This is a genomic window from Streptomyces sp. NPDC104761 (genome assembly GCF_055583445.1).
This window is the reverse complement of sequence record NZ_JBVJNZ010000001.1, coordinates 813,777-833,885: the sequence shown is the minus strand read 5'-3', so window position 1 is coordinate 833,885 and position 20,109 is coordinate 813,777. Positions and strand designations below refer to the sequence as shown.

The following is a 20,109-nucleotide window of genomic DNA, read 5'->3' as shown; positions in this document are numbered from 1 at the left end:
GGTCAGGCCTCGATGCCCGGCAGCAGCCCCGTGGCGGGCGCGGCCAGGTCGGTGACCTGGTGCAGTTCGCCGAGCTTGTGGAGTCCGTTCAGCCCCTGGACCTGCTCCGAGACCTTCGGCATCTTGCCCCGGTACTCGGCCGGGATGTCGCTGCGGGAGACCGAGTCCAGCACACCGAGCGCGGTGAGCTTGCCGGGGTGCTGCGCGCCCGCGTCGGCCGCGTTCGCCAGCGGCGCGGCGAGGCCGGTGACCCCGACGGCAAGGCCGACGGCGGCGACGATACGTCGTGTTGAGATCATGTCCTCAGCAACGGCCCCGGCACCGGGCCGGACACGGGCAGCCGGTTGGCCTCACCCGCAAGGCGGAGCGCGCGGCCTGCGCTTGCCGAGCCGGGCGGCGCGCGGGACGCTCGATGTGAGGGGCTCGCGCGGCCCGCTCCGCATCGGGTCGCGGGCTCCCGCAGGAGGTCACCATGGGCACCGCGACCGGTTCCACGTTCGACACTGCCACGCTGCGCCGGGCGATAGAGGGGAACACCGGGAACAGTCTTCTGGCGCTCTACGCGGACGACGCGGAGATCCGCATCATCGACCGCAACACCCAGCCCAGCCACCCCAAGGTCCTGCACGGCCGCCAGGACATCGCCGCGATGCTGGACGACGTCTACAGCCGCGACATGACGCACACCCTGGACCAGTGCATCGTCCAGGGCGACAAGGCCGCCTACAGCGAGTCCTGCGAGTACGCGGACGGGGTCCGGGTGCTCGCCGAGTCGATGATCACGCTGCGCGACGGCAAGATCGCCGAACAGATCATGATCCAGGCATGGGACGAGTAGTCGCCAGGACTGGGAGGGTCCAGGTCAGCCCGTGGCCGACCTGGACCTTTTCGGCGCGGGCGACGCTGGGGCACGCCCGCCGCCCGCCGCCCGCGGCCTCGCGCGTGCACGGCGCTGCTGCGGGCGCTCCTGCGGACGACGCACTGCCGCCGGAAACGCCGAACGTCTCGGCTACCCTGAAGGCGGGCCGTGACTGGCGCTGAGGTGGAGCACCACCGGGGAGCGGCCCGCACTGTCGTTGCCGTGCGCCTGGGCGATCAAGGTCGAACCAGCTCAGGAGTGCCGCATGACCCAGGCCCGTCTCATGGACGGAACCGCCGTCGCCCGCCGGATCGTCGAGAAGGCCGCGCAGCAGGCCGCCGATCTCACCGCACGAACCGGTGTCACGCCGTGTCTGGCGACCGTGCTGGTCGGCGAGGACCCCGCCTCCGTCACCTACGTCCGGATGAAGCAGAACCGCAGTCGCAAGGCGGGCATCGCCTCCCGCCACGTGGCCCTGCCCGCCACCACGACCACCGCCGAACTCGTCGGCAGGCTCCGGGAGTTGTCGGCCGACCCGGCGGTACACGGCATCCTGCTCCAGCACCCGGTCGGCGAACACGTCGACGAGCGGGCCGCGTTCGAGGCGATCGCGCCGGAGAAGGACGTGGACGGCGTGACCTTCGCGTCGTTCGCGACGATGAGCTTCGGCCTGCCGGGCTTCGTCTCCTGCACCCCCGGCGGCATGCTGCGCCTGCTCGACGCGTACGACGTCGACCCGGCCGGGAAGCGGGCGGTGGTCGTGGGCCGCAGCGCGATCCTGGGCAAGCCGGCCGGCATGCTGCTGCTCGCGCGAGACGCCACCGTCACCTACTGCCACTCCCGCACCCGGGACCTGTCGGCGGTCGTCCGTGAGGCGGACATCGTGGTCGCGGCCGTCGGCCGGCCCCGGCTGATCGGGGGCCGGGACCTCAAGCCGGGCGCGGTCGTGCTCGACGCCGGCTACAACGAGGGCAACGTCGGCGACGTCGACTTCGACACCGCCGTCGAGCGGGCCTCGCTGATCACGCCGGTGCCGGGCGGGGTCGGCCCGATGACGATCGCCGTGCTGCTGGAGCAGACGGTGGCGGCGGCCGCCCGGCAGCTCGGGGCGTGAGGGTCAGCGCAGCCAGGCGCGGTACTCCATGACGTCCCCGGCCCGCACGCCGTACTCGGGGTCGTCCCGGGTGAAGGTGGTCTCCAGGCCGAGTACGGCGCCGGTGGCCGGGTCCAGGATCAGCATCCGCCGTCCGCCGTTGCCCTCGTCGAAGACGTAGGCCTGCCCGGTGCGGCCCAGCCGGTCGGTGACCTGGCCGGCGGGCCGCAGCCCCTTCGCGTGGGCGAGCAGATCGGCCAGGGCCGCCGACTCGCGCGCCCCGAGCGTCCAGTTGTCCAGCAACTCCGCTGTGGCGTCGAGGAGTCCGGGCGTGGCAAGGGTGTCGCCGTGGATCAGGTCGGTGAGGTACGCGCGGAGCTTCGCGGGGTCGTGCGGGGGTGTGGACAGGGGCGGGGCGTCGCCCCACATCGGCGGGAACGTCCGCCGGCTGAGCACATGGCCGTCCTCGACCCGGCCCGCGTCGGTCAGGACGGGCCGGCCCGCGTGGTCCGGGTCCGTCGCCACGACCACCTCGGTGTGCGTGCCGTCCGCCCGCCACCGCACCACACGCTCCTCGGGCAGGGTGACGGGCGGGCCGTCGTCACTCATGGCCAGGCTCCAGGACTGCACATGGGTGCCCCGGAGCAGCGCCGGGGAGCCGTCCGTGGCGGCCACGGCGGCGAGTCGCGCGACCTGGGCGAGCGGTACGGCGGTGGAGTGGGCGTGGACGGTCAGCGGCCGGGGTGCGGCGACGGCCGGGGCGCCCGAGGGTCCGCCGAGCAGCAAGGTCAGCGTGGTGGCCGTCACGACGGCGGCCGCGGTCAGCCCCCACAGCAGGCGGGGCCGGGCCCAGGTCCGGCGGCCGGGGCGGGTGTCGGACAGGAGCCGGCCGAGGTGCCGTTCGGCGGTGTGGTCCAGGGGGCCGTCGCCGAAGTGGGGGCCGTCGGCGGGCACCGGGTCGGCGGCGCGCAGCAGGTCGAGTTCGTCAGCCATGGCGGTGTTCCTCGGAAAGGGCCTCGGCGGCGGGTGGGCGCATTCGGTCGATCTCGGCTCTGAGCCGGTGGCGGGCGCGGTGCAGCCGCATGGCCGCCGCCCGGCCGCCGCAGCCCAGGACGACCGCGATCTCGTCGGCCGCGAGCTCCTCCCAGGCGGCCAGCCGCAGCACCTCCTGGTCGGCCGGCGACAGCCTGGCCAGCGCGTCGTGCACCCAGGCGCCGGGGTGCTCGCTGTCCGGGGCGGCCACGATGTGCCGTGCGTGGGCGGTCTGGTCGTTGCCCAGCCGGTCCAGCAGCCGGCGCCGGCGCCCGTATCCGCGTACCGCGTTGGCGAGGCAGTTGCGTGCCACGCCGTACAGCCAGGGCAGCGGGACCGCCGGCAGGTCGGCGCGCCGGCGCCAGGCCACCGTGAACACCTCCGCCACCACTTCCTCCACCTCGCCGGCCCGCCCGTCCAGTCGCCGCGCGACATAGCGGCTGACCGCCCAGTAGTGCTCGCGATAGGCAGCGGCGAAGATCTCGTCGTTGCTCATGTCCCGTTCTTGTCCGGCACCTCCCCGAGCGTCACACCCCGCTCCGTGACGCTCGTCGCATCCGTCAAGTGTGACCGGTGGGCACAGGCCGGACACAGGCGGGGCATGAGGAACCTCAAGTGGCTGACGACCACGGATCACAAGACGATCGGGACGCTGTACCTGGTCACGGCGTTCTCGTTCTTCCTGATCGGCGGTGTGATGGCGCTGCTGATGCGTGCCGAGCTCGCTCGCCCCGGTCTGCAGATCATGTCGAACGAGCAGTTCAACCAGGCGTTCACGATGCACGGCACGATCATGCTGCTGATGTTCGCGACCCCGCTGTTCGCCGGATTCGCGAACTGGATCATGCCGCTCCAGATCGGCGCCCCGGACGTGGCCTTCCCCCGCCTGAACATGCTGGCCTACTGGCTGTACCTGCTCGGCTCCACCATCGCGGTGGGCGGCTTCCTCACCCCGCAGGGCGCGGCGGACTTCGGCTGGTTCGCCTACGCCCCGCTCTCGGACTCGGTCCGCACCCCGGGGATCGGCGCCGACATGTGGATCATGGGTCTGGCCTTCTCCGGCTTCGGCACCATCCTCGGCGCGGTCAACTTCATCACCACGATCATCTGCATGCGCGCCCCCGGCATGACCATGTTCCGGATGCCGATCTTCGTCTGGAACGTTCTCCTCACCGCCGTCCTGGTCCTGCTCGCCTTCCCCGTCCTGGCCGCGGCCCTGTTCGCCCTGGAGGCGGACCGCAAGTTCGGCGCCCACGTCTTCGACGCGGCCAACGGCGGGGCACTGCTCTGGCAGCACCTGTTCTGGTTCTTCGGCCACCCGGAGGTCTACATCATCGCGCTGCCGTTCTTCGGCATCATCAGCGAGGTCATCCCGGTCTTCTCCCGCAAGCCGATGTTCGGCTACATGGGTCTGGTGGCCGCGACCATCTCGATCGCCGGTCTGTCCGTGACCGTGTGGGCCCACCACATGTACGTCACCGGTGGTGTCCTCCTCCCCTTCTTCTCCTTCATGACCTTCCTGATCGCCGTCCCGACGGGAGTGAAGTTCTTCAACTGGATCGGCACGATGTGGCAGGGCTCGCTGTCCTTCGAGACGCCCATGCTGTGGACCATGGGCTTCCTGGTGACGTTCGTCTTCGGCGGCCTGACCGGCGTGATGCTCGCGTCCCCGCCGATCGACTTCCACGTCTCCGACTCGTACTTCGTCGTCGCCCACTTCCACTACGTGGTCTTCGGTACGGTCGTCTTCGCGATGTTCGCCGGATTCCACTTCTGGTGGCCCAAGTTCACCGGAAAGATGCTCGACGAGCGCCTCGGCAGGATCACCTTCTGGACCCTGTTCATCGGCTTCCACGGCACGTTCCTGGTCCAGCACTGGCTGGGCGCCGAGGGAATGCAGCGCCGGATCCCCGACTACCTCGCGGCCGAGGGGTTCGCCACCCTCAACACGGTCTCGACCATCTTCTCGTTCCTGCTGGGCTCGTCGCTGCTGCCGTTCTTCTACAACGTCTGGAAGACCGCCAAGTACGGGGAGAAGGTGGAGTCGGACGACCCGTGGGGCTACGGACGCTCCCTGGAGTGGGCGACGTCGTGCCCACCCCCGCGCCACAACTTCGTCTCCCTCCCCCGGATCTGCAGCGAGTCCCCGGCGTTCGACCTGCATCACGCCCCCGTGGAGCGGGAGTTGAGCACGCGATGACGGCACGGGAGGAGGAACGGGCGCTGGTGGCCCAGGTGGAGGGGCATCTGCTGCTGGCGGCGACGAGGGAGGAGGGCCGGAGGGCCGCGGCACGGCTCGCGGACCACTTCGAATGGCTCACGGACAGCCAACGGGCGGATCTTGAGCGGCATTTCGAGACCGAGTACGTGGCATTGGCTCACATGACCTGGCAGCGTGCGGCGCTGCGCGCACAGACGCTGAGGCAGGAGTACGAGCACAGATACCGGGCTCTACGACTGCGACTCGTCGCCGGCTTCGTCCTCGCCTGTGCCCTGTTGGCGTCAACTGCCCTGATCTCACTGTCGGCCTGAACACTGACGCGCCCCCAAGGGGCGCGGCGAACTGCGCGACCAGTCACAGTCCACCCGCGCCCGAGGAACTACCGCATCAACTCCGGCTCCACTGCTGATTGCTCCCGCCATTGCAGGTCCACAGCACCAGCGACGACCCGTTGCCGGTGGCCGCGCCATACACGTCCAGGCACAACCCGGCGTTCACGTTCGTGATCGTCCCGTCCGAGTTCACGTTCCACTTCTGGTTGTTCTGCCCGTTGCAGTCCCAGATGACGACCTTGGTGCCGTTGACCGTGCCCTGGTTGTAGGCGTCCAGGCACTTGTTGCCGTACACCACGAACTCCTTGCGGGAGGTGTACGTCCAGGCCTGGTTCTGGCCGCCGTTGCAGTCCCAGATCTCGGCCTGCGTGCCGTTGGTGATGGTGTTGTCGTAGACGTCGGCACAGCGGCCGGACTGCTTGCCGACGAGCAGGCTGCCGTTGGTGCCGGGGATCGGGCTTACCGTGATCGCGCCGAGCGCGGGCAGCGAACTCCCGCTGAAAGTCAGCGCGTTGGTCGATCCCTGGCTCAGGTCGACCTGCACGGACACGGTGCCCTGCGAGGACCCGGTCGGCGGGAAGGACACCGTCGTGGCGGTCTGGCCGTTGACCTGGAGGGTGCCGGTGACGGCGGTGGAGCCGGTGTTGGTGTAGGCGACGTCGACGACGTCCAGCCCGGTGCTCGCGGCGCCGACGCCGGTGTACTTGCCGGTGGAGGACGCGCTGTAACTCGTACCCGACGCCTCCGTGCCGCCGCTGACCTTCAGCATCACCGAGCCGCCGGCCGGGACGCTCGTGGTGTAACTCGTCGCGTACGAGCCGAGGTCCGTCTGCGCCCACAGGTCGCGCACGGTCGCCGAGGCGCCGGTCAGGCCGAGGTCCGACCAGCGGACGGTGATGTTCTGGGCGGCGGAGGTGCGGTTGAGGAGGACGACCGCGCGGTTGCCGGTGCCGGAGAGGACTTTGCCGTAGACCTGCAGGCCGGTGGTGTCCTCGGCGACCTTGAGGCCCTGGAGGCCGCGCGGGTCCTGGTCGACGGCGACGACGTCGGAGTTCTTGAGGATGGCCGCCGTCTCGCTGGTCATGGTGGTGAGGTCGTTGCCGGCGAGCAGCGGGGCGCCGGAGATCGCCCACAGGGCCATGTGGGTGCGGTTCTGGGCCGCCGTGAGGCCGGACATGCCGACGGTGAGCATGTCGGGGTCGTTGTAGTAGCCGGTGTGCTGGGCGGCCGGGTGCAGGGTCTGGTCGAAGTTGGACAGCACCGCCGACTGCGACGCCGTGCCGCCGTAGTAGTAGATGTCCGTGCTGGTCCGCCACATGGGGGCGAGGCCCGGCGCCCAGTTCCAGGTGTTCTGGTAGCCCCAGTTGCAGACGGAGAGGGTCAGCGGGCGGCCGGTGGTGGCCGCGGCCGTGGCGACGGCCGAGCTGATCGACTTGTACGTGGTGGCCGCGTCCAGGCCTTCGGCGTCGCCGCCGCACCAGTCGACCTTCACGAAGTCGAAGCCCCACTCCGAGAACTGGAGCATGTCCTGGGCGTAGTGCCCCTCGCTGCCGGTGTCGGCGGCGGCGGGGCGGCCGGTCGGGTAGTAGTAGCCGCAGCCGTTGGCGCCCGCGTCGGTGTAGATGCCGGCCTTCAGGCCCTTGCTGTGGATGTAGTCGGCGATGGCGCTCATGCCGCCGGGCCACTCACTCGTGTCGACGGTGATGTTGCCGGCGCTGTCCCGGGTGCCCTGCCACCAGCCCTCGTCGATGTTGATGTACTTGTAGCCGGCGGCCGGGAGCCCGGCCGCGACGAACGCGTCGACCTGCGCCTTGATGACGTCGTAGTCGATCTTCGCCGCGAAGCTGTTCCAGGAGGCCCAGCCCATCGGGGCGGCGGGCACCGCGATCTGCCGGGCCGTCGCCGCCTGCGCCGGTCCCGGCACGGCGAAGAGCAGGGCGGCGGCGGCCGTGAGGGCCAGGGCGAGGGTGCGTACGGCGGCGGCCCACAAGTGTCGTACGAGACCGCTGCCGGTCGGTCTGGGCGGGGGGTACATGCGGCTCCTCCATGGGGGTGCACGAGGGGGTACGACTCATGCGTGTTCGACATATCGAACTCAGATCGGTGACCCGAACACGTCAGCGCGCCGACCGTAGGGCCCCCGGAGGGTGAAGTCAACGGCTGTGACAGGCGTGAAGTCGCCCTTCCCTGCGGGTCGTTCACGCCACGGGGGCCTGCGCGCCGCCATACTGCTGGTCGTGCGCGTAGCGATCATGACGGCGGGCTCGCGGGGCGACGTGGCCCCCTACACCGGACTCGGGTACGGGCTGAGCCGCGCCGGACACGAGGTCACCCTGGTCACCCACGGACGATTCGCGGGGCTGGTCGAGGGTTCCGGAGTCGGCTTCCACCCCCTGCCGGTCGATCCCCGGACCGAGCTGGAGTCCACGCGGGGCCGCGGGCTGCACCGCAGCGCCAGCGGGGTCGGGAAACTGCTGCGGGTGGTGGAGCTGGCCCGGCGGCTGGTCGGCAGGATGACCGACGACCTGCTCGCGGCCGCACAGACCAGCGATGTACTCCTGCTGTCCGGCTCCCTGGCCCCGATCGGCCACACGATCGCGGAGGGCCTACGGCTGCCGAGCATGGGCGTCTACCTCCAGCCACTCGCCACCACCCGGGAGTTCGCACCTCCCGTACTCGGCGGCGGCACCTGGGGGGCCACCGGGAACCGGATCGCAGGGCACGGGGTGAACCTGGCGGTGGAGCAGGTCTTCGCGTCCACCGTCCCCGCCCTGCGCACCCGCCTGACCCTGCCCCCGCAGCGCTCGGGCGCCGCCCGCCGGGCCAGGGAGCGCCGGCTGTGGCCCGTCCAGCACGGCTTCAGCCCCCTGGTGGTTCCCCGCCCGCGCGACTGGCGCCAGGGCCTCGGGGTGTGCGGTTACTGGTGGCCGTACGACGGTGATCCTCAGCTCCCCGACGATGTGCGGGCGTTCCTGGAGGCAGGGCCGCCACCCGTGTTCGTCGGCCTCGGCAGCGCAACGGTGCCCGACGCCGAGCACCTGAGCGGGCAGGTCGTGGCAGCGCTGCGGAGGGCCGGGCTGCGCGGAGTGATCCAGCGCGGCTGGGGCGGTCTGGCGGCCGACGGCGACGACATGCTGACCATCGGCGAGATGCCGCACTCGGTCCTGTTCCCCCGGATGGCAGCGGTGGTCCACCACGCGGGCGCGGGCACGACGGCGGCGGGGCTGCGAGCCGGGGTGCCGTCGGTACCGGTACCGATCCAGTTCGACGAGGGGTTCTGGGCGGCACGACTGGTGGGCCTCGGGGTGGCCCCGACGGCAGTTCCGCTGCGGGGGCTGAGCGTGGACGCGCTCGCGGAAGCTGTGCGCCGAGCGACGCGGGATCCTGGATTCTCCCAGCGGGCAACGGAGTTGGGTGAGCGGATCCGGGCGGAGGACGGCGTGGCTCCCGTGGCGGCAGCACTGGCGATGCTTTAGGCACGCTGGGGGTACCCCCGGCCGAAGGCTGGGGGAGGAACCGCGCGACCGGCCCCAATACATCCGCAGGCACACAACTACCGCGAGACCGCCGGCGTCCACCCCTCCGGCCGCAGGATCCCCACCAGCAACCGCACCAGCTCCTCCACGACGTCGTCCAGCGTCGCCTCCACCCTCCCCGCACTCCAGTCGTGCAGCAGCCCGTTCACGCTGCCGATGAACGCCGTCGCGGCCAGCCGGTAGTCCCGCGGCGCCGCGTCCCCGCGGGCGACCGCCGCGTTCGCCTCGGTGCATATCAGCTCCACCCACCGTGCCCGCCGCGCCAGCCGCTGCTCCTCCAGTCGCGGACTGACGCCAATGATCTCCACGAAGGCGATGCGGATCCGCCGCGGATCCGACGTGACGTCCCGCGCGTAAGCCCGGAACAGCACCGTCACCCGTTCGGCCAGCGGCAGCGGTTCCGCCTCGGCGAACGCGTCGGCCACCGCCTGCTCCGCCCAGCCGTTGACCTCCAGGTGCAATGCGGCGAGCACGTCCTCCAGCGTGTGGAACTCCTCGTAGAACTGACGGGTCGACAGGCCGGCCGCCTGGCTCAGCGCGGCGACCGTCGTGGCGCGGAACCCCGGTGCGTCGCCGAAGAGTTGGAGCGCCGCGTCCAGGAAGCGCCGGCGCCGGTCGGCTTTTCGTTCCGCGGCGGACCGGCCGCCGTAGCGACCCGTCGGCGCCTTGAGCCTGCCCGCCAAGATTGCCCCCTCCGTCGACCGCCCGATGACCGATTTTCTCGCGTACGCCTCTTGTGGAGACACCGACCCCTTCCTTACTTTTCAGTAAGTTCCTTTTGAACGCGCCCGTGTTCAGATTCCGGGACCCTTCGACGGCACGCGCGCGTCCCCACCCCCCTCAGAGGAGAGAGCAGTCATGCCTGCTTTCAGACCCAGGCACCTTTGCTCCGTGGCCGCCGCCCTCGTCCTGACCGTCGCCGCGCCCGCGACCGCCGCGACCGCCACGGCCGACGCGTCGCTGCGTGAGGTGCTGTTCGTCGGCAACAACTGGGACGGCACCGCGACCGTCCTGAACTCGACCGGCGACTTCGCCAAGGTCGGCCAGATCAACGTCGTCCCCGACAAGGACGCGCGGATCGCCGAGATCAACGCCGACCCCATCAAGTGGATCTACTACACGTCGATCCGCAACGAGGTCGGCCAGGGCCACGACCAGTACGTGGACGACATGTACTCCACGCCGGACGGCAGGTCCGTGGTCGTCTCCCGCCCGAGCTTCGCCGACGTCGTCTCCATCGACCTCGCCACCGACACGATCAACTGGCGGTTCCCGGTTGCCGGTTACCGCGCCGACCACATGGCCGTCTCGCCCGACGGCACGAAGGTCGCGGTGTCGGCGTCCACCGCGAACAAGGTGCAGGTGCTGGACATCAACACCGGTAAGGAGCTGGGCGAGTTCGCCACCGGCGACAAACCGCACGAGAACGTCTTCAGTCCGGACGGCAAGTACATCTGGAACATGTCCATCGGCGAGGTCACCACCTCGCTGGACGACCCGATCTGGGACTGGACGAAGGGCGACCGGCACATCACCGTCGCCGACGCCACGACCTACAAGCAGGTCAAGACCATCGACATGCGGGCCCGGCTGGACGCGATCGGCCTGACGGACTTCTCGGACGCGGTCCGGCCCGCGGCCTTCACGCCCGACTGGTCGAAGATGTACTTCCAGGTGTCGTTCTTCAACGGCTTCCTGGAGTACGACATCGCCACTGACAAGATCACCCGGGTGAAGACCCTGCCGGCGAACCCGGCGACCAGCACCGACCGCACCACCTGGCTGCTGGACTCGCGTCACCACGGCATCTCGATGAAGCCTGACGGCACCAAGCTGTGCGTCGCCGGGACGATGGACAACTACGCCACGATCGTCGACCGCGCCACACTCCAGGAAGGGCCGCTCGTCACGGCGTCCACCCCGTACTGGGCCACGGTCAGCGGGGACGGCAAGGACTGCATCATCTCGGAGAGCGGCGCCGACCAGGTGACGGCCATCGACTTCGGCACCGGCCAGAAGGTGGTCTCGGTCCCGGTCGGCGACCACCCGCAGCGCGTCCGGCTCGGCCATGTACAGGCCGACTGGGCCGGTGCGGCGACTGGTTGACGGCCCACCAGGACCTTCGGTCTCCGGGATGCGCGGCACCCCGGAGGCCGAAGCCCTGCTCAGAACTTCGCCGCCACCCAGGCGGCCAGCTCCGCCCTGGCCGCGTCGAGCACGGTGGAGCTGGGCGAGGTGGCCCCGTTGGTCACCAGCGCGAAGTGCAGGACGCCGGAGTCCGAGTCGGTGAGCAGCAGTCGGCGGCTGCCCGTCCCGCCCGGTTCCGCCGCCACGCCGACGGGGGTCGAGGACGTGTACGACGGGGGCGCGTAGGCCGTGCCCAGGTCCGAGACGACGGTGGTGGACGCGGTCGTGAAGGAGGCCGGGAGGTGCAGTTCGGTCGGTGCGGTGGTGCTGCCGGAGCGCCAGACCTGGACGGCGTACTGGCCGGAGCCGACCAGCGCGGCCACGTTCGGCAGCGAGCTGGGCACCGGGTTCCAGGTCAGGGTCGTGGAGCCGTCCCGGGAGCGGTCCTCGTAGGTGAAGGCGAGGGTGGCGCCCGAGGTGGCGGACGGGTAGATCCGGTCGAGCAGCCGGGCGTCCTGGCGGAGCGTCACGGTGCCCGAGTCGGTTGTGTTCACGACCGACATGTCCTCGTCGTTCCAGGCGTCGCCCGAGGTGAGGACCTTGTCCGGGTTGTCGTTCATCAGCTCGTGGTGGCGGCCGCTGTAGATGTCCCACTGCCACTGGGTGCCGGAGAGGACCGGTCCGGAGGAGGCCGGGGTGGACCACCAGTTCGCCCCGGAGAGGCGGGAGTCGAGGGCCTGGTACATCGCCTTGTCGACGGTCGGCGCCTTGCCGGAGGTGGTGCCGGACAGCGGATGCCCGAACTCGCTGACGATCGCCGCCGTTCCGGCCGCCGAGGCGCGGTCGCGGACAGTGCCGAAGTCGGTGGAGTACTGGCCGTCGGAGGCGTTGCCCCACATCAGGATGCCGGAGATGGCCTTCTGGTCGTAGAAGTGGGTGTTGAAGACGTACCGCGAGCCGAGCGTGCCCGCGTCCAGCAGGCCGCCCTCCTCCTTGCTGACGTTGCCGTTCCAGAACAGGTTCGGTTCGACGAGGGCGGGCTTGCCGCTCCAGCCGGCGGCGTCCATCCGGGCGCGGAACTTCTGGTAGAAGGGCCACAGCCGGTTCTGCTCCCAGGTGCGGGAGGTCTCGCCGGAGTCGTAGGTGCCGGCGTACGGCTCGTTGTACGGGTCGAAGCCGACCACGCCCGCGAACTCGTCGGACGTGAGGTGCTGGGCCAGGTAGGTCATGGTGGTCTGGGCGGTTGCCAGGAAGGCGTCCTGGAGGCCGTGGTTGTTGTGCCAGAAGTCGTACTGGCCGTCCTGGACGGCGGCGTTCTGGGTGATGTTCTGTCCCCAGACGAAGCAGATGCCGCAGTACTCGGTCGGGTAGTCCCCCAGCTCCACCGCCCACTTCGGGGCACCGTCGCCGGTGTACCAGCTGCCCGAGTTGAACAGGTAGCGGGAGTACAGGTCCTGGTGGAAGTCGGGGAAGACGCGGATGCCGGCGTCGAGGAACGCCTGCATCTGCGCGGTCGCGGCGGCCAGGTAGGCGGTGTCGACCTGCCCCTGGACGGGTTCGGCGTGCGCCCAGGAGAGCAGGAGGCGCACGGCGTTGCCGCCGCCGAGGGCGCGCAGCGCGGTGGCGGACTTCTTCGCGTCGGCCACCGAGGCGAAGGGCAGGCCGCTGTTCTCCTCCAGCTTGGTCTCGCCGGAGACGTTGTAGCCGCGCAGCACGACCTCGCGGCCCTGGCCGTCGACGAAACGGCCGTTCTGCACGGTGAGCGCGGTGCCGTCGAACCAGAGCGAGCCGGACGGGGTGGCCGCGGTGGCGGACGGGGCGCCCGCCACCGCGAGGAATCCGCAGAGGACAACCAGGACAACGATCAGTCGTGCCCGGATATTCGTCATGTCCATTACAGTCGGGTGATTTCCGGACACAGTCAATACTTCTGACTCACGAGTAAGTTGAGTGCCGGTTCGCTCACCCGGCCACTCGACCGGTCACGTTCAACAGGTACTCCTTGCGGCTCAGCGGGTTGTGGTCGGTCCGCGGCCGCTCCGGGACCGGCCCCCGCACCACCGGCGCGTAGTGGTCGAAGGCGGTCTCCAGCTCGCCCTCGCCGCGGGTCAGCCCCGGGAGCCGCTGCTCGAGAGCGTGCACCCGGGCCGCGGGCACCGAGCCCTCCAGGACCGCGAGCGTCCCCTCGGTCGCGGTCCGCTGCGGCACCGCGCCGAGCCCGGCGAGCACCGGCAGCAGCGCGCCCAGCGTGTCCACCGGGGCCTCCAGGCGGAAGCGGTGCATCGGCTCGTGCACCAGGGTGCCGGCCCGCCGCAGCGCCTCGGCGAGTACCAGCGGGGCAAGACCGCGGAAGTCGTAGCCGGTGCTGGACATGCTCTTGTCGAAGCCCTGGTGGGCGTGGCTCTGCCGGGGCGAGTAGCCGCAGTGGGTCATGGTCACCGTGCAGTCCGGGATCCGCCAGCCGTGCAGCCCCTGGCCGAGGGACTCGCGCACGGTGTCCTCGACGGCCTTGAAGAAGGCGTACGGCATCGAGCCCAGCTCCACCTCCAGGCGGAAGCAGACGCCCGCGCCCGGCGGGGCCGGCTCCACCCGCAGGCCGACCGTGGCCAGGAAGGGGTTGCCGTCCTTCTTGTTGAACTCGACGGCGGCCGCGGTGCCGGTGAGCCGTTCCACGCAGATGGTGGTGGTCTCGCGGAACGTGACGTCGAGGCCGTACTCGTCGGCGAGGGTCGCCTGGATCACCTCCTTCTGCACCTCGCCGTAGAGGGAGACGGAGGTCTCCTGCCGTACCTCGTCGTGCCGGACGTCGATCAGCGGGTCCTGCTCGCCGAGCTGGGTGAGGGCGACGTGCAGCAAGCGGCGGTCGGTGCCGGGGCCGGGGACCACGACGGTCTCCAGCGTCGGGGGCGCGAAGTGGTGCTCGTACTCCCGCCCCGGCAGCCCGAGCGTGTCGCCGATGCGGATGCCGGCGATCCCCCACACCTTGACGATCCGCCCGGCACCGGCGCTGTCCCGCCGCAGGTCGGTGCCGTCCTCGAAGACGCTGAGCCCGGTGACCAGGCCCTCCGGCCGGCCGCCGGTCGCGGCGCGGTTGCCGAACGGGACCCGGTCGCGGACCCCGAGGGTTCCGGAGAAGAGGCGCGCGTAGGCGACCTTCTCCCCCGCCGGGCCCCGCTCCACCTTGAAGACGGTGCCGGAGAACGGGCCTGCCGGGTCGCCGTCGGCGGCCGGGAGCAGCCGCTCGATGCCGGCGATCAGCTCGGGCACCCCGGCGCCGGTGGCGGCGGAGCCGAAGTACACCGGATGGACCACGGCCCGCCGGGTCTGCTCGGCGAGGGCCGCGCGCAGCCGCGGCTCGGCGACCCCGCCGTCGAGGTAGGCGGCGAGCAGCGCGTCGTCGTGGTCGGCGAGCGTGTCCAGCACGGCCGGGCCGAGGCCGGGCAGGAAGCGGGCGGCGCGGGTGCCGAGCGCGGTGGCCCGGCCCATCGGGACGACCGGGACGGCGAGCCTGCGGGCCAGCTGGGCGAGCACGGCGTCGTCACGGGCACCCCGCCGGTCGATCTTGTTGACGAAGACCAGTGTGGGGATGCGCAGCCGCCGCAGGGTCCGCATCAGGACGCGGGTCTGCGCCTGCACGCCCTCCACGGCCGAGACGACCAGGACCGCGCCGTCCAGGACACCGAGGACCCGCTCCACCTCGGCGATGAAGTCCGGGTGGCCCGGGGTGTCGATGAGGTTGACGGTGACACCGTCGAGCGGGAACGACACGACCGCCGACTTGATGGTGATCCCGCGCCGGCGCTCCAGGGCGAGGGTGTCGGTACGGGTGCTGCCGTCGTCGACGCTGCCGAGCTCGTCGGTGACGCCGGCCGTGTGCAGCAGCCGTTCGGTCAGACTGGTCTTACCTGCGTCGACGTGGGCGAGAATGCCGAGATTGAGCAGATGCACTGAGCGTGATGTCCTTCGCCATGGGTGGGATTCCTTCCTCGGTGGACATGCACGCAGCTCGCATCGCCGGCCCTCTCTCTGTGACGTCGGGTGAGGAGCAGTGCAGCAGGACGGGCCCGGTGGCGGCAATGGATTAACGCTCAACAAAAGCCCCGCCGCAGCACTCGCCGCCCTCTTGACACGGTTCTAGAGTGACCTACATCACGCCGCCCTGGCTGACATCCTCGGTCCCGCCGCACGGTCTGGAGGCCACATGACCCACATCAAGGTGACGGTGGACGGCACGCGCTACGAGGACGAGGTGGAACCCCGTCTGCTGCTGGTCCACTACCTGCGCGACCGCCTCGGCCTGACCGGCACCCCGATCGGCTGCGACACCTCGAACTGCGGCGCGTGCACGGTCGACCTGGACGGGACGACCGTCAAGAGCTGCTCGGTACTGGCCGTCCAGGCGGACGGCTGCACGGTGACCACCGTCCAGGGGCTGGCCCCCGACGGCGAGTGGACGCCGCTGCAGCGCGCCTTCCACGAGCGGCACGGCCTCCAGTGCGGCTACTGCACACCCGGAATGATCATGGCGGCCCGCGATCTGCTGAACGAGAACCCGCATCCCAGCCCCGACGAGGTCAGGCAGGCCCTGGAGGGCAACCTGTGCCGGTGCACCGGCTACCAGAACATCGTCCGCGCGGTGCTCGCCGCCTCCGGGCAACAGGTACCCGAGGAGGCCACGGCATGACCGACCAGGCCGTGAAAGCCGCAGCACACGAGATCGGCCGCGCCCGGCTGCGCAAGGAGGACGCCCGGCTGATCACCGGCCAGACCAACTGGACCGACAACATCCAGGTCGCCGGACTGCTCCACCTGGCCGTCCTGCGCAGCCCGATGGCGCACGCCCGCATCACCCGCGTGGACGTCTCCCCCGCCCTCGAACGCCCCGGTGTCGTCGCCGCGTTCACCGGCGCCGACCTCGCCGAGGGCCTGGGTTCGCTGCCCTGCGCCTGGCCGGTGACCGAGGACATCGTGCTGCCCGACCACCCGCCGATCGCCGTCGACGAGGTCCGGCACGCCGGCGACCCGGTGGCCGTCGTGGTGGCCCGCGACCGGTACGCCGCCGCCGACGCGCTGGAGGCGATCGAGGTCGACTACGACCCGCTGCCCCCGGTGCTCGACCTGGAGGCCGCCCTCGCCGACGACGCCCCGCTGGTCCACGCCGACAAGGGCACCAACCGCTGCTACACCTGGCCCCTCGCCACCGGCGAGAGCTTCGACTCCGTACGGCAGCGCGCCGAGGTCACCGTCAAGCGCCGGTACCACCAGCAGCGGCTGATCCCGAACGCCATGGAGCCGCGCGCGGTCGTGGTCACCCCGATCGCCGCCTCGGGCGAGTACACGGTCTACTCGGCGACCCAGATCCCGCACATCCTGCGGATCATGCTGGCCACCGTCACCGGCATCCCCGAGCACAAGCTCCGGGTGATCGCCCCGGACGTCGGCGGCGGCTTCGGCTCCAAGCTCCAGGTGTACGGCGAGGAGGCCGTCGCGCTGGCCGTCGCCCGCAGGCTGGGCCGGCCCGTGAAGTGGACGGAGTCCCGCTCCGAGGGCTACCTCGCCACCCACCACGGCCGCGGCATGATCCAGGACATCGAGGTCGCCGCCACCCGCGAGGGCAGGCTGCTCGGCCTGAAGGTCGACCTGATCGCCGACATGGGCGCCTACCTGATGCTGGTCACCCCGGGCATCCCGATCCTCGGCGCCTTCATGTACCCGGCGATCTACAAGATGGACGCCTACGACTTCACCTGCACCGGCGTCTTCACGACCCGCACCCCCACCGACGCCTACCGCGGCGCCGGACGCCCCGAGGCGACCTTCGCCATCGAGCGGATCATGGACGAGCTGGCCGCCGAACTCGGCCTGGATCCGGTGGAGTTGCGGCGCCGGAACTGGATCCGGCACGAGGAGTTCCCGTACACCACCATCGCCGGGCTGACCTACGACAGCGGCGACTACGAGGCGGCCACCGACAAGGCTCTCGCCCTGTTCGGGTACGACGACCTGCGCGCCGAGCAGCAGAAGCGCAACGAACGCGGCGACACCGTACGCCTCGGCATCGGCGTGTCCACGTTCACGGAGATGTGCGGGCTCGCCCCGAGCCGGGTCCTGCGCGACCTGCGCTACGCGGCCGGCGGCTGGGAGGCGGCGAGCATCCGCATGCTGCCCACCGGCAAGGTCGAGGTCGTCACCGGGACCAGTCCGCACGGGCAGGGGCACGAGACCTGCTGGAGCCAGATCGCGGCCGACGTGCTGGGCGTGCCGTTCGAGGACGTCGAGGTGGTGCACGGTGACACCCGGTCCTCCCCGCAGGGCATGGACACCTACGGCTCGCGGTCGCTGGCCGTCGGCGGCGAGGCCGTGCACCGGGCGGCCACGCAGGTGGTCGAGAAGGCGCGCAAGGTGGCCGCGCACCTGCTGGAGGCCAGCGAGCAGGACCTGGAGTTCACGGACGGCGTGTTCGCCGTGAAGGGCTCGCCGGAGGCGCGGAAGACCATCCAGGAGATCGCCTTCGAGACGTTCACCGGCCACGACCTGCCCGACGGCGTCGAAGCGTCCATCAACGCCGAGACGGTGGTCGACCCGGAGAACTTCTCCTACCCGCACGGCACCCACCTGTGCGCGGTCGAGGTCGACACCGAGACCGGGAAGACGAAGATCAGGTCGTACGTCTGCGTGGACGACGTCGGCCATGTCGTCAACCCGATGATCGTCGAGGGCCAGGTGCACGGCGGCCTCGCGCAGGGCATCGCGCAGGCGCTGTACGAGGAGGCCGTCTACGACGACGAGGGCAACCTCGTCTCCGGGACCATGGCCGACTATCTGGTGCCGTCGGCGGCGGACCTGCCGGACTTCGTCACCGACCGGACGGAGACCCCGGCGGCCTCGAACGCCATGGGGGTCAAGGGAGTCGGCGAGGCCGGGACGATCGCGTCGACGCCCGCGGTGGTCAACGCCGTGGTGGACGCGCTGCGTCCGCTGGGCGTCACCGACGTGCGGATGCCGTGTTCCCCGCACCGGGTGTGGCAGGCCGTGCGGGCCGCCCGCGCCGGCCGTGCCGGTGCGGGCGAGGAGGCCGGCGGCACCGGCCCCGCGCAGTCGGGCCAGTCCGGGCAGGCCGCCCGCTCGGGCGACCTGGGCCAGTACGGTGAGGAGGGTTCCGCATGATTCCCCCCGCTTTCGAGTACACCCGTCCGGCCACCGTCGACGAGGCGGTGAGCGCCCTCGCCGACGCGGGCGAGGAGGCGAAGGTGCTGGCCGGCGGGCAGAGCCTGCTCCCGCTGCTGCGCCTGCGGCTCGCCTTCCCGGAGCTGGTGGTGGACGTCGGCCGGATCCCGGAGCTGCGCGGGGTCCGCGAGGACGGCGGCACGCTCGCCATCGGCGCGCTCACCACCCACCACGACGTCGTCCACGACCCGCTGGTGCGGCGGCACGCCGGGCTGCTGGCGGCGGCCACGGCCACCGTCGCCGACCCCGCCGTACGGCACCGCGGCACCCTCGGCGGGTCCCTCGCGCACGCCGACCCGGCCGGGGACCTGCCCGCCGTCGCGCTCGCCCTCGACGCCGAGCTGGTGGTCGCGGGGCCGGGCGGGCGGCGCACGATCCCGGCCCGGGAGTTCTTCGTGGACTACCTCCAGTCGGCGCTCGCGCCCGACGAACTCCTGGTGGAGGTGCGGATCCCGAAGACGGACGGCTGGGGCTTCCACTACGAGAAGTTCCACGCGGTCGCCCAGTCCTGGGCCATCGTCGCGGTGGCCGCGCTGGTGCGGCGCGACGACGGGCACATCGCCGAGGCGCGCATCGGGCTCACCAACATGGGCTCCACCCCGCTGCGGGCCGGCGCGGCCGAGCGGGCGCTGGCCGGAGCCGACGGCCCGCAGGCCGTGGCCCGGGCCGCCGAGGCCGCCGCCGAGGGCACCCGGCCCTCCCAGGACCTGTCGGCATCGCCCGAGTACCGGCAGCACCTCGCACGGGTGCTGACCAGGCGGGCCGTGCTGACCGCCGCCGGAATGGGGTGAGCGCCGATTCCCCCGATGGACGACCCGGAGCAGGTGGGGGCCCGCCTGGCGGAGACGGGGTACCTCGCCGACGAGGGGCTGGCCGTCACCTGCTTCCTGGCTCTCAGACTGCACCGGCCGCTGTTCTGCGAGGGCGACGCCGGCGTGGGCAAGACCGCGCTCGCCGCCGCGCTCGCGGAGGCGCTGGGCGCACCGCTGATCCGGCTGCAGTGCCACGAGGGCATCGACGCCTCCCAGGCTTTGTACGACTGGGACTTCCCGCGCCAGCTGCTGCACCTGCGGGCCGCCGAGGCGGCGGGCGTCCAGGACGCGGACCGGCTGGAGAGCGAGCTGTACGACCGGCGCTTCCTGATCGCCCGGCCGCTGCTGCTGGCGCTCCAGCAGCATCCGTCGGTGCTGCTGGTCGACGAGATCGACCGGGCCGACGACGAGTTCGAGGCGTTCCTGCTCGAGCTGCTGTCCGAGTACGCGGTGACGATCCCGGAGCTGGGCACGCTGCGCGCCGAGGTGCCGCCGGTGGTGGTCCTGACCTCGAACCGGACCCGCGAGGTGCACGACGCGCTGAAGCGGCGGTGCCTCTACCACTGGTTCGACCACCCCTCGTTCGCCCGCGAACTGGCCATCGTGCGCGGCCGGTTGCCCCAGGTGTCGGCCCGGCTTGCGGAGCAGGTCACGGCCCTGGTGCAGGCGCTGCGGAGCGCTGACCTGGTCAAACCGCCGGGGGTGGCGGAGACGCTGGACTGGGCGGAGGCGCTGGACGCGCTGGGGGCGAGCGAGGTGGACGCCGAACTGGCCGTGGCGACGCTGGGTTCGGTGCTGAAGTACCGGGAGGACACGGAGCGGGCCCGCGGGCTCGATCTCTCGGCGGTCCTCGCGGCCCGGGGCGGGTGA

General features: G+C 71.3%; 17 protein-coding genes and 1 riboswitch. Of the genes, 10 read left to right on the top strand and 7 right to left on the bottom strand.

Annotated features, from left to right (window positions below; genetic code table 11):
• Positions 1 to 2 precede the first annotated feature (2 nt).
• On the bottom strand, positions 3 to 299 hold the full coding sequence (locus ACZ63F_RS03840; RefSeq protein ID WP_388712885.1) for a hypothetical protein: 297 nt from the start codon (positions 297 to 299) through the stop codon (positions 3 to 5).
• Positions 300 to 472: 173 nt separating this feature from the next.
• On the opposite strand from ACZ63F_RS03840, the gene ACZ63F_RS03835 reads away from it, so the two are divergent.
• Together ACZ63F_RS03835 and ACZ63F_RS03830 are read left to right on the top strand one after the other, a co-directional pair.
• Entirely contained in the window at positions 473 to 838 is a 366-nt protein-coding gene (locus tag ACZ63F_RS03835) for a nuclear transport factor 2 family protein (protein ID WP_469708369.1), read from the top strand.
• Positions 839 to 1,017: 179 nt separating this feature from the next.
• A riboswitch (ZMP/ZTP riboswitch) is annotated at positions 1,018 to 1,100 on the top strand.
• Positions 1,101 to 1,124: 24 nt separating this feature from the next.
• Positions 1,125 to 1,973, top strand: coding sequence for a bifunctional 5,10-methylenetetrahydrofolate dehydrogenase/5,10-methenyltetrahydrofolate cyclohydrolase (locus ACZ63F_RS03830; RefSeq protein WP_469708368.1), 849 nt, complete (start codon positions 1,125 to 1,127; stop codon positions 1,971 to 1,973).
• Between the two features lie 3 nt (positions 1,974 to 1,976).
• On the opposite strand, the gene ACZ63F_RS03825 is transcribed toward ACZ63F_RS03830, so the two are convergent.
• Both ACZ63F_RS03825 and ACZ63F_RS03820 read right to left on the bottom strand, forming a co-directional pair.
• Positions 1,977 to 2,945 carry a CU044_5270 family protein gene (locus ACZ63F_RS03825; protein WP_469708366.1) on the bottom strand — a complete coding sequence of 323 codons (969 nt, stop codon included), beginning with the start codon at positions 2,943 to 2,945 and terminating at the stop codon, positions 1,977 to 1,979.
• Positions 2,938 to 3,480 carry an RNA polymerase sigma factor gene (locus ACZ63F_RS03820; RefSeq protein ID WP_469708364.1) on the bottom strand — a complete coding sequence of 181 codons (543 nt, stop codon included), beginning with the start codon at positions 3,478 to 3,480 and terminating at the stop codon, positions 2,938 to 2,940. Before ACZ63F_RS03820 ends, ACZ63F_RS03825 begins: the two co-directional genes overlap by 8 nt.
• Positions 3,481 to 3,585: 105 nt before the next feature.
• Here ACZ63F_RS03820 and ctaD point away from each other — a divergent pair, with 105 nt between their 5' ends.
• Both ctaD and ACZ63F_RS03810 read left to right on the top strand, forming a co-directional pair.
• Complete coding sequence (gene ctaD, locus ACZ63F_RS03815; RefSeq protein ID WP_469708362.1) at positions 3,586 to 5,184, top strand: aa3-type cytochrome oxidase subunit I; 1,599 nt, start codon at positions 3,586 to 3,588, stop codon at positions 5,182 to 5,184.
• Entirely contained in the window at positions 5,181 to 5,516 is a 336-nt protein-coding gene (locus ACZ63F_RS03810; protein ID WP_469708360.1) for a hypothetical protein, read from the top strand. Before ctaD ends, ACZ63F_RS03810 begins: the two co-directional genes overlap by 4 nt.
• Before the next feature lie 76 nt (positions 5,517 to 5,592).
• Here the strand turns inward: ACZ63F_RS03810 and ACZ63F_RS03805 are convergent, their stop codons facing one another.
• Complete coding sequence (locus ACZ63F_RS03805) at positions 5,593 to 7,572, bottom strand: ricin-type beta-trefoil lectin domain protein (protein ID WP_469708358.1); 1,980 nt, start codon at positions 7,570 to 7,572, stop codon at positions 5,593 to 5,595.
• 217 nt (positions 7,573 to 7,789) lie between these two features.
• On the opposite strand from ACZ63F_RS03805, the gene ACZ63F_RS03800 reads away from it, so the two are divergent.
• Positions 7,790 to 9,013 (top strand): glycosyltransferase, encoded by a 1,224-nt coding sequence (locus ACZ63F_RS03800; RefSeq protein ID WP_469709319.1) that lies wholly within the window; start codon positions 7,790 to 7,792, stop codon positions 9,011 to 9,013.
• A gap of 77 nt (positions 9,014 to 9,090) precedes the next feature.
• On the opposite strand, the gene ACZ63F_RS03795 is transcribed toward ACZ63F_RS03800, so the two are convergent.
• Positions 9,091 to 9,756, bottom strand: coding sequence for a TetR/AcrR family transcriptional regulator (locus tag ACZ63F_RS03795; RefSeq protein WP_469708356.1), 666 nt, complete (start codon positions 9,754 to 9,756; stop codon positions 9,091 to 9,093).
• A 175-nt stretch (positions 9,757 to 9,931) separates the two neighbouring features.
• Between ACZ63F_RS03795 and ACZ63F_RS03790 the strand changes: the two genes are divergently transcribed.
• On the top strand, positions 9,932 to 11,179 hold the full coding sequence (locus tag ACZ63F_RS03790; RefSeq protein WP_469708354.1) for a YncE family protein: 1,248 nt from the start codon (positions 9,932 to 9,934) through the stop codon (positions 11,177 to 11,179).
• Between the two features lie 59 nt (positions 11,180 to 11,238).
• Here the strand turns inward: ACZ63F_RS03790 and ACZ63F_RS03785 are convergent, their stop codons facing one another.
• Both ACZ63F_RS03785 and ACZ63F_RS03780 read right to left on the bottom strand, forming a co-directional pair.
• Positions 11,239 to 13,095, bottom strand: a complete 1,857-nt coding sequence (locus tag ACZ63F_RS03785) for a cellulase family glycosylhydrolase (protein WP_469708352.1) — start codon at positions 13,093 to 13,095, stop codon at positions 11,239 to 11,241.
• A 67-nt stretch (positions 13,096 to 13,162) separates the two neighbouring features.
• Positions 13,163 to 15,148, bottom strand: a complete 1,986-nt coding sequence (locus ACZ63F_RS03780) for a GTP-binding protein (RefSeq protein ID WP_469708350.1) — start codon at positions 15,146 to 15,148, stop codon at positions 13,163 to 13,165.
• A gap of 253 nt (positions 15,149 to 15,401) precedes the next feature.
• Between ACZ63F_RS03780 and ACZ63F_RS03775 the strand changes: the two genes are divergently transcribed.
• From ACZ63F_RS03775 to ACZ63F_RS03760, 4 genes are read left to right on the top strand one after another with little or no spacing between them, the layout of a single operon-like run.
• Positions 15,402 to 15,884, top strand: coding sequence for a (2Fe-2S)-binding protein (locus tag ACZ63F_RS03775; RefSeq protein WP_469708348.1), 483 nt, complete (start codon positions 15,402 to 15,404; stop codon positions 15,882 to 15,884).
• Entirely contained in the window at positions 15,881 to 18,367 is a 2,487-nt protein-coding gene (locus tag ACZ63F_RS03770; protein ID WP_469708346.1) for a xanthine dehydrogenase family protein molybdopterin-binding subunit, read from the top strand. The genes ACZ63F_RS03775 and ACZ63F_RS03770 overlap by 4 nt, the downstream gene beginning before the upstream one ends.
• A complete protein-coding gene (locus ACZ63F_RS03765; protein WP_469708344.1) occupies positions 18,364 to 19,218 on the top strand; it encodes an FAD binding domain-containing protein in 855 nt (284 codons plus the stop codon). The genes ACZ63F_RS03770 and ACZ63F_RS03765 overlap by 4 nt, the downstream gene beginning before the upstream one ends.
• Before the next feature lie 15 nt (positions 19,219 to 19,233).
• Positions 19,234 to 20,109 (top strand): AAA family ATPase, encoded by an 876-nt coding sequence (locus ACZ63F_RS03760; RefSeq protein ID WP_469708343.1) that lies wholly within the window; start codon positions 19,234 to 19,236, stop codon positions 20,107 to 20,109.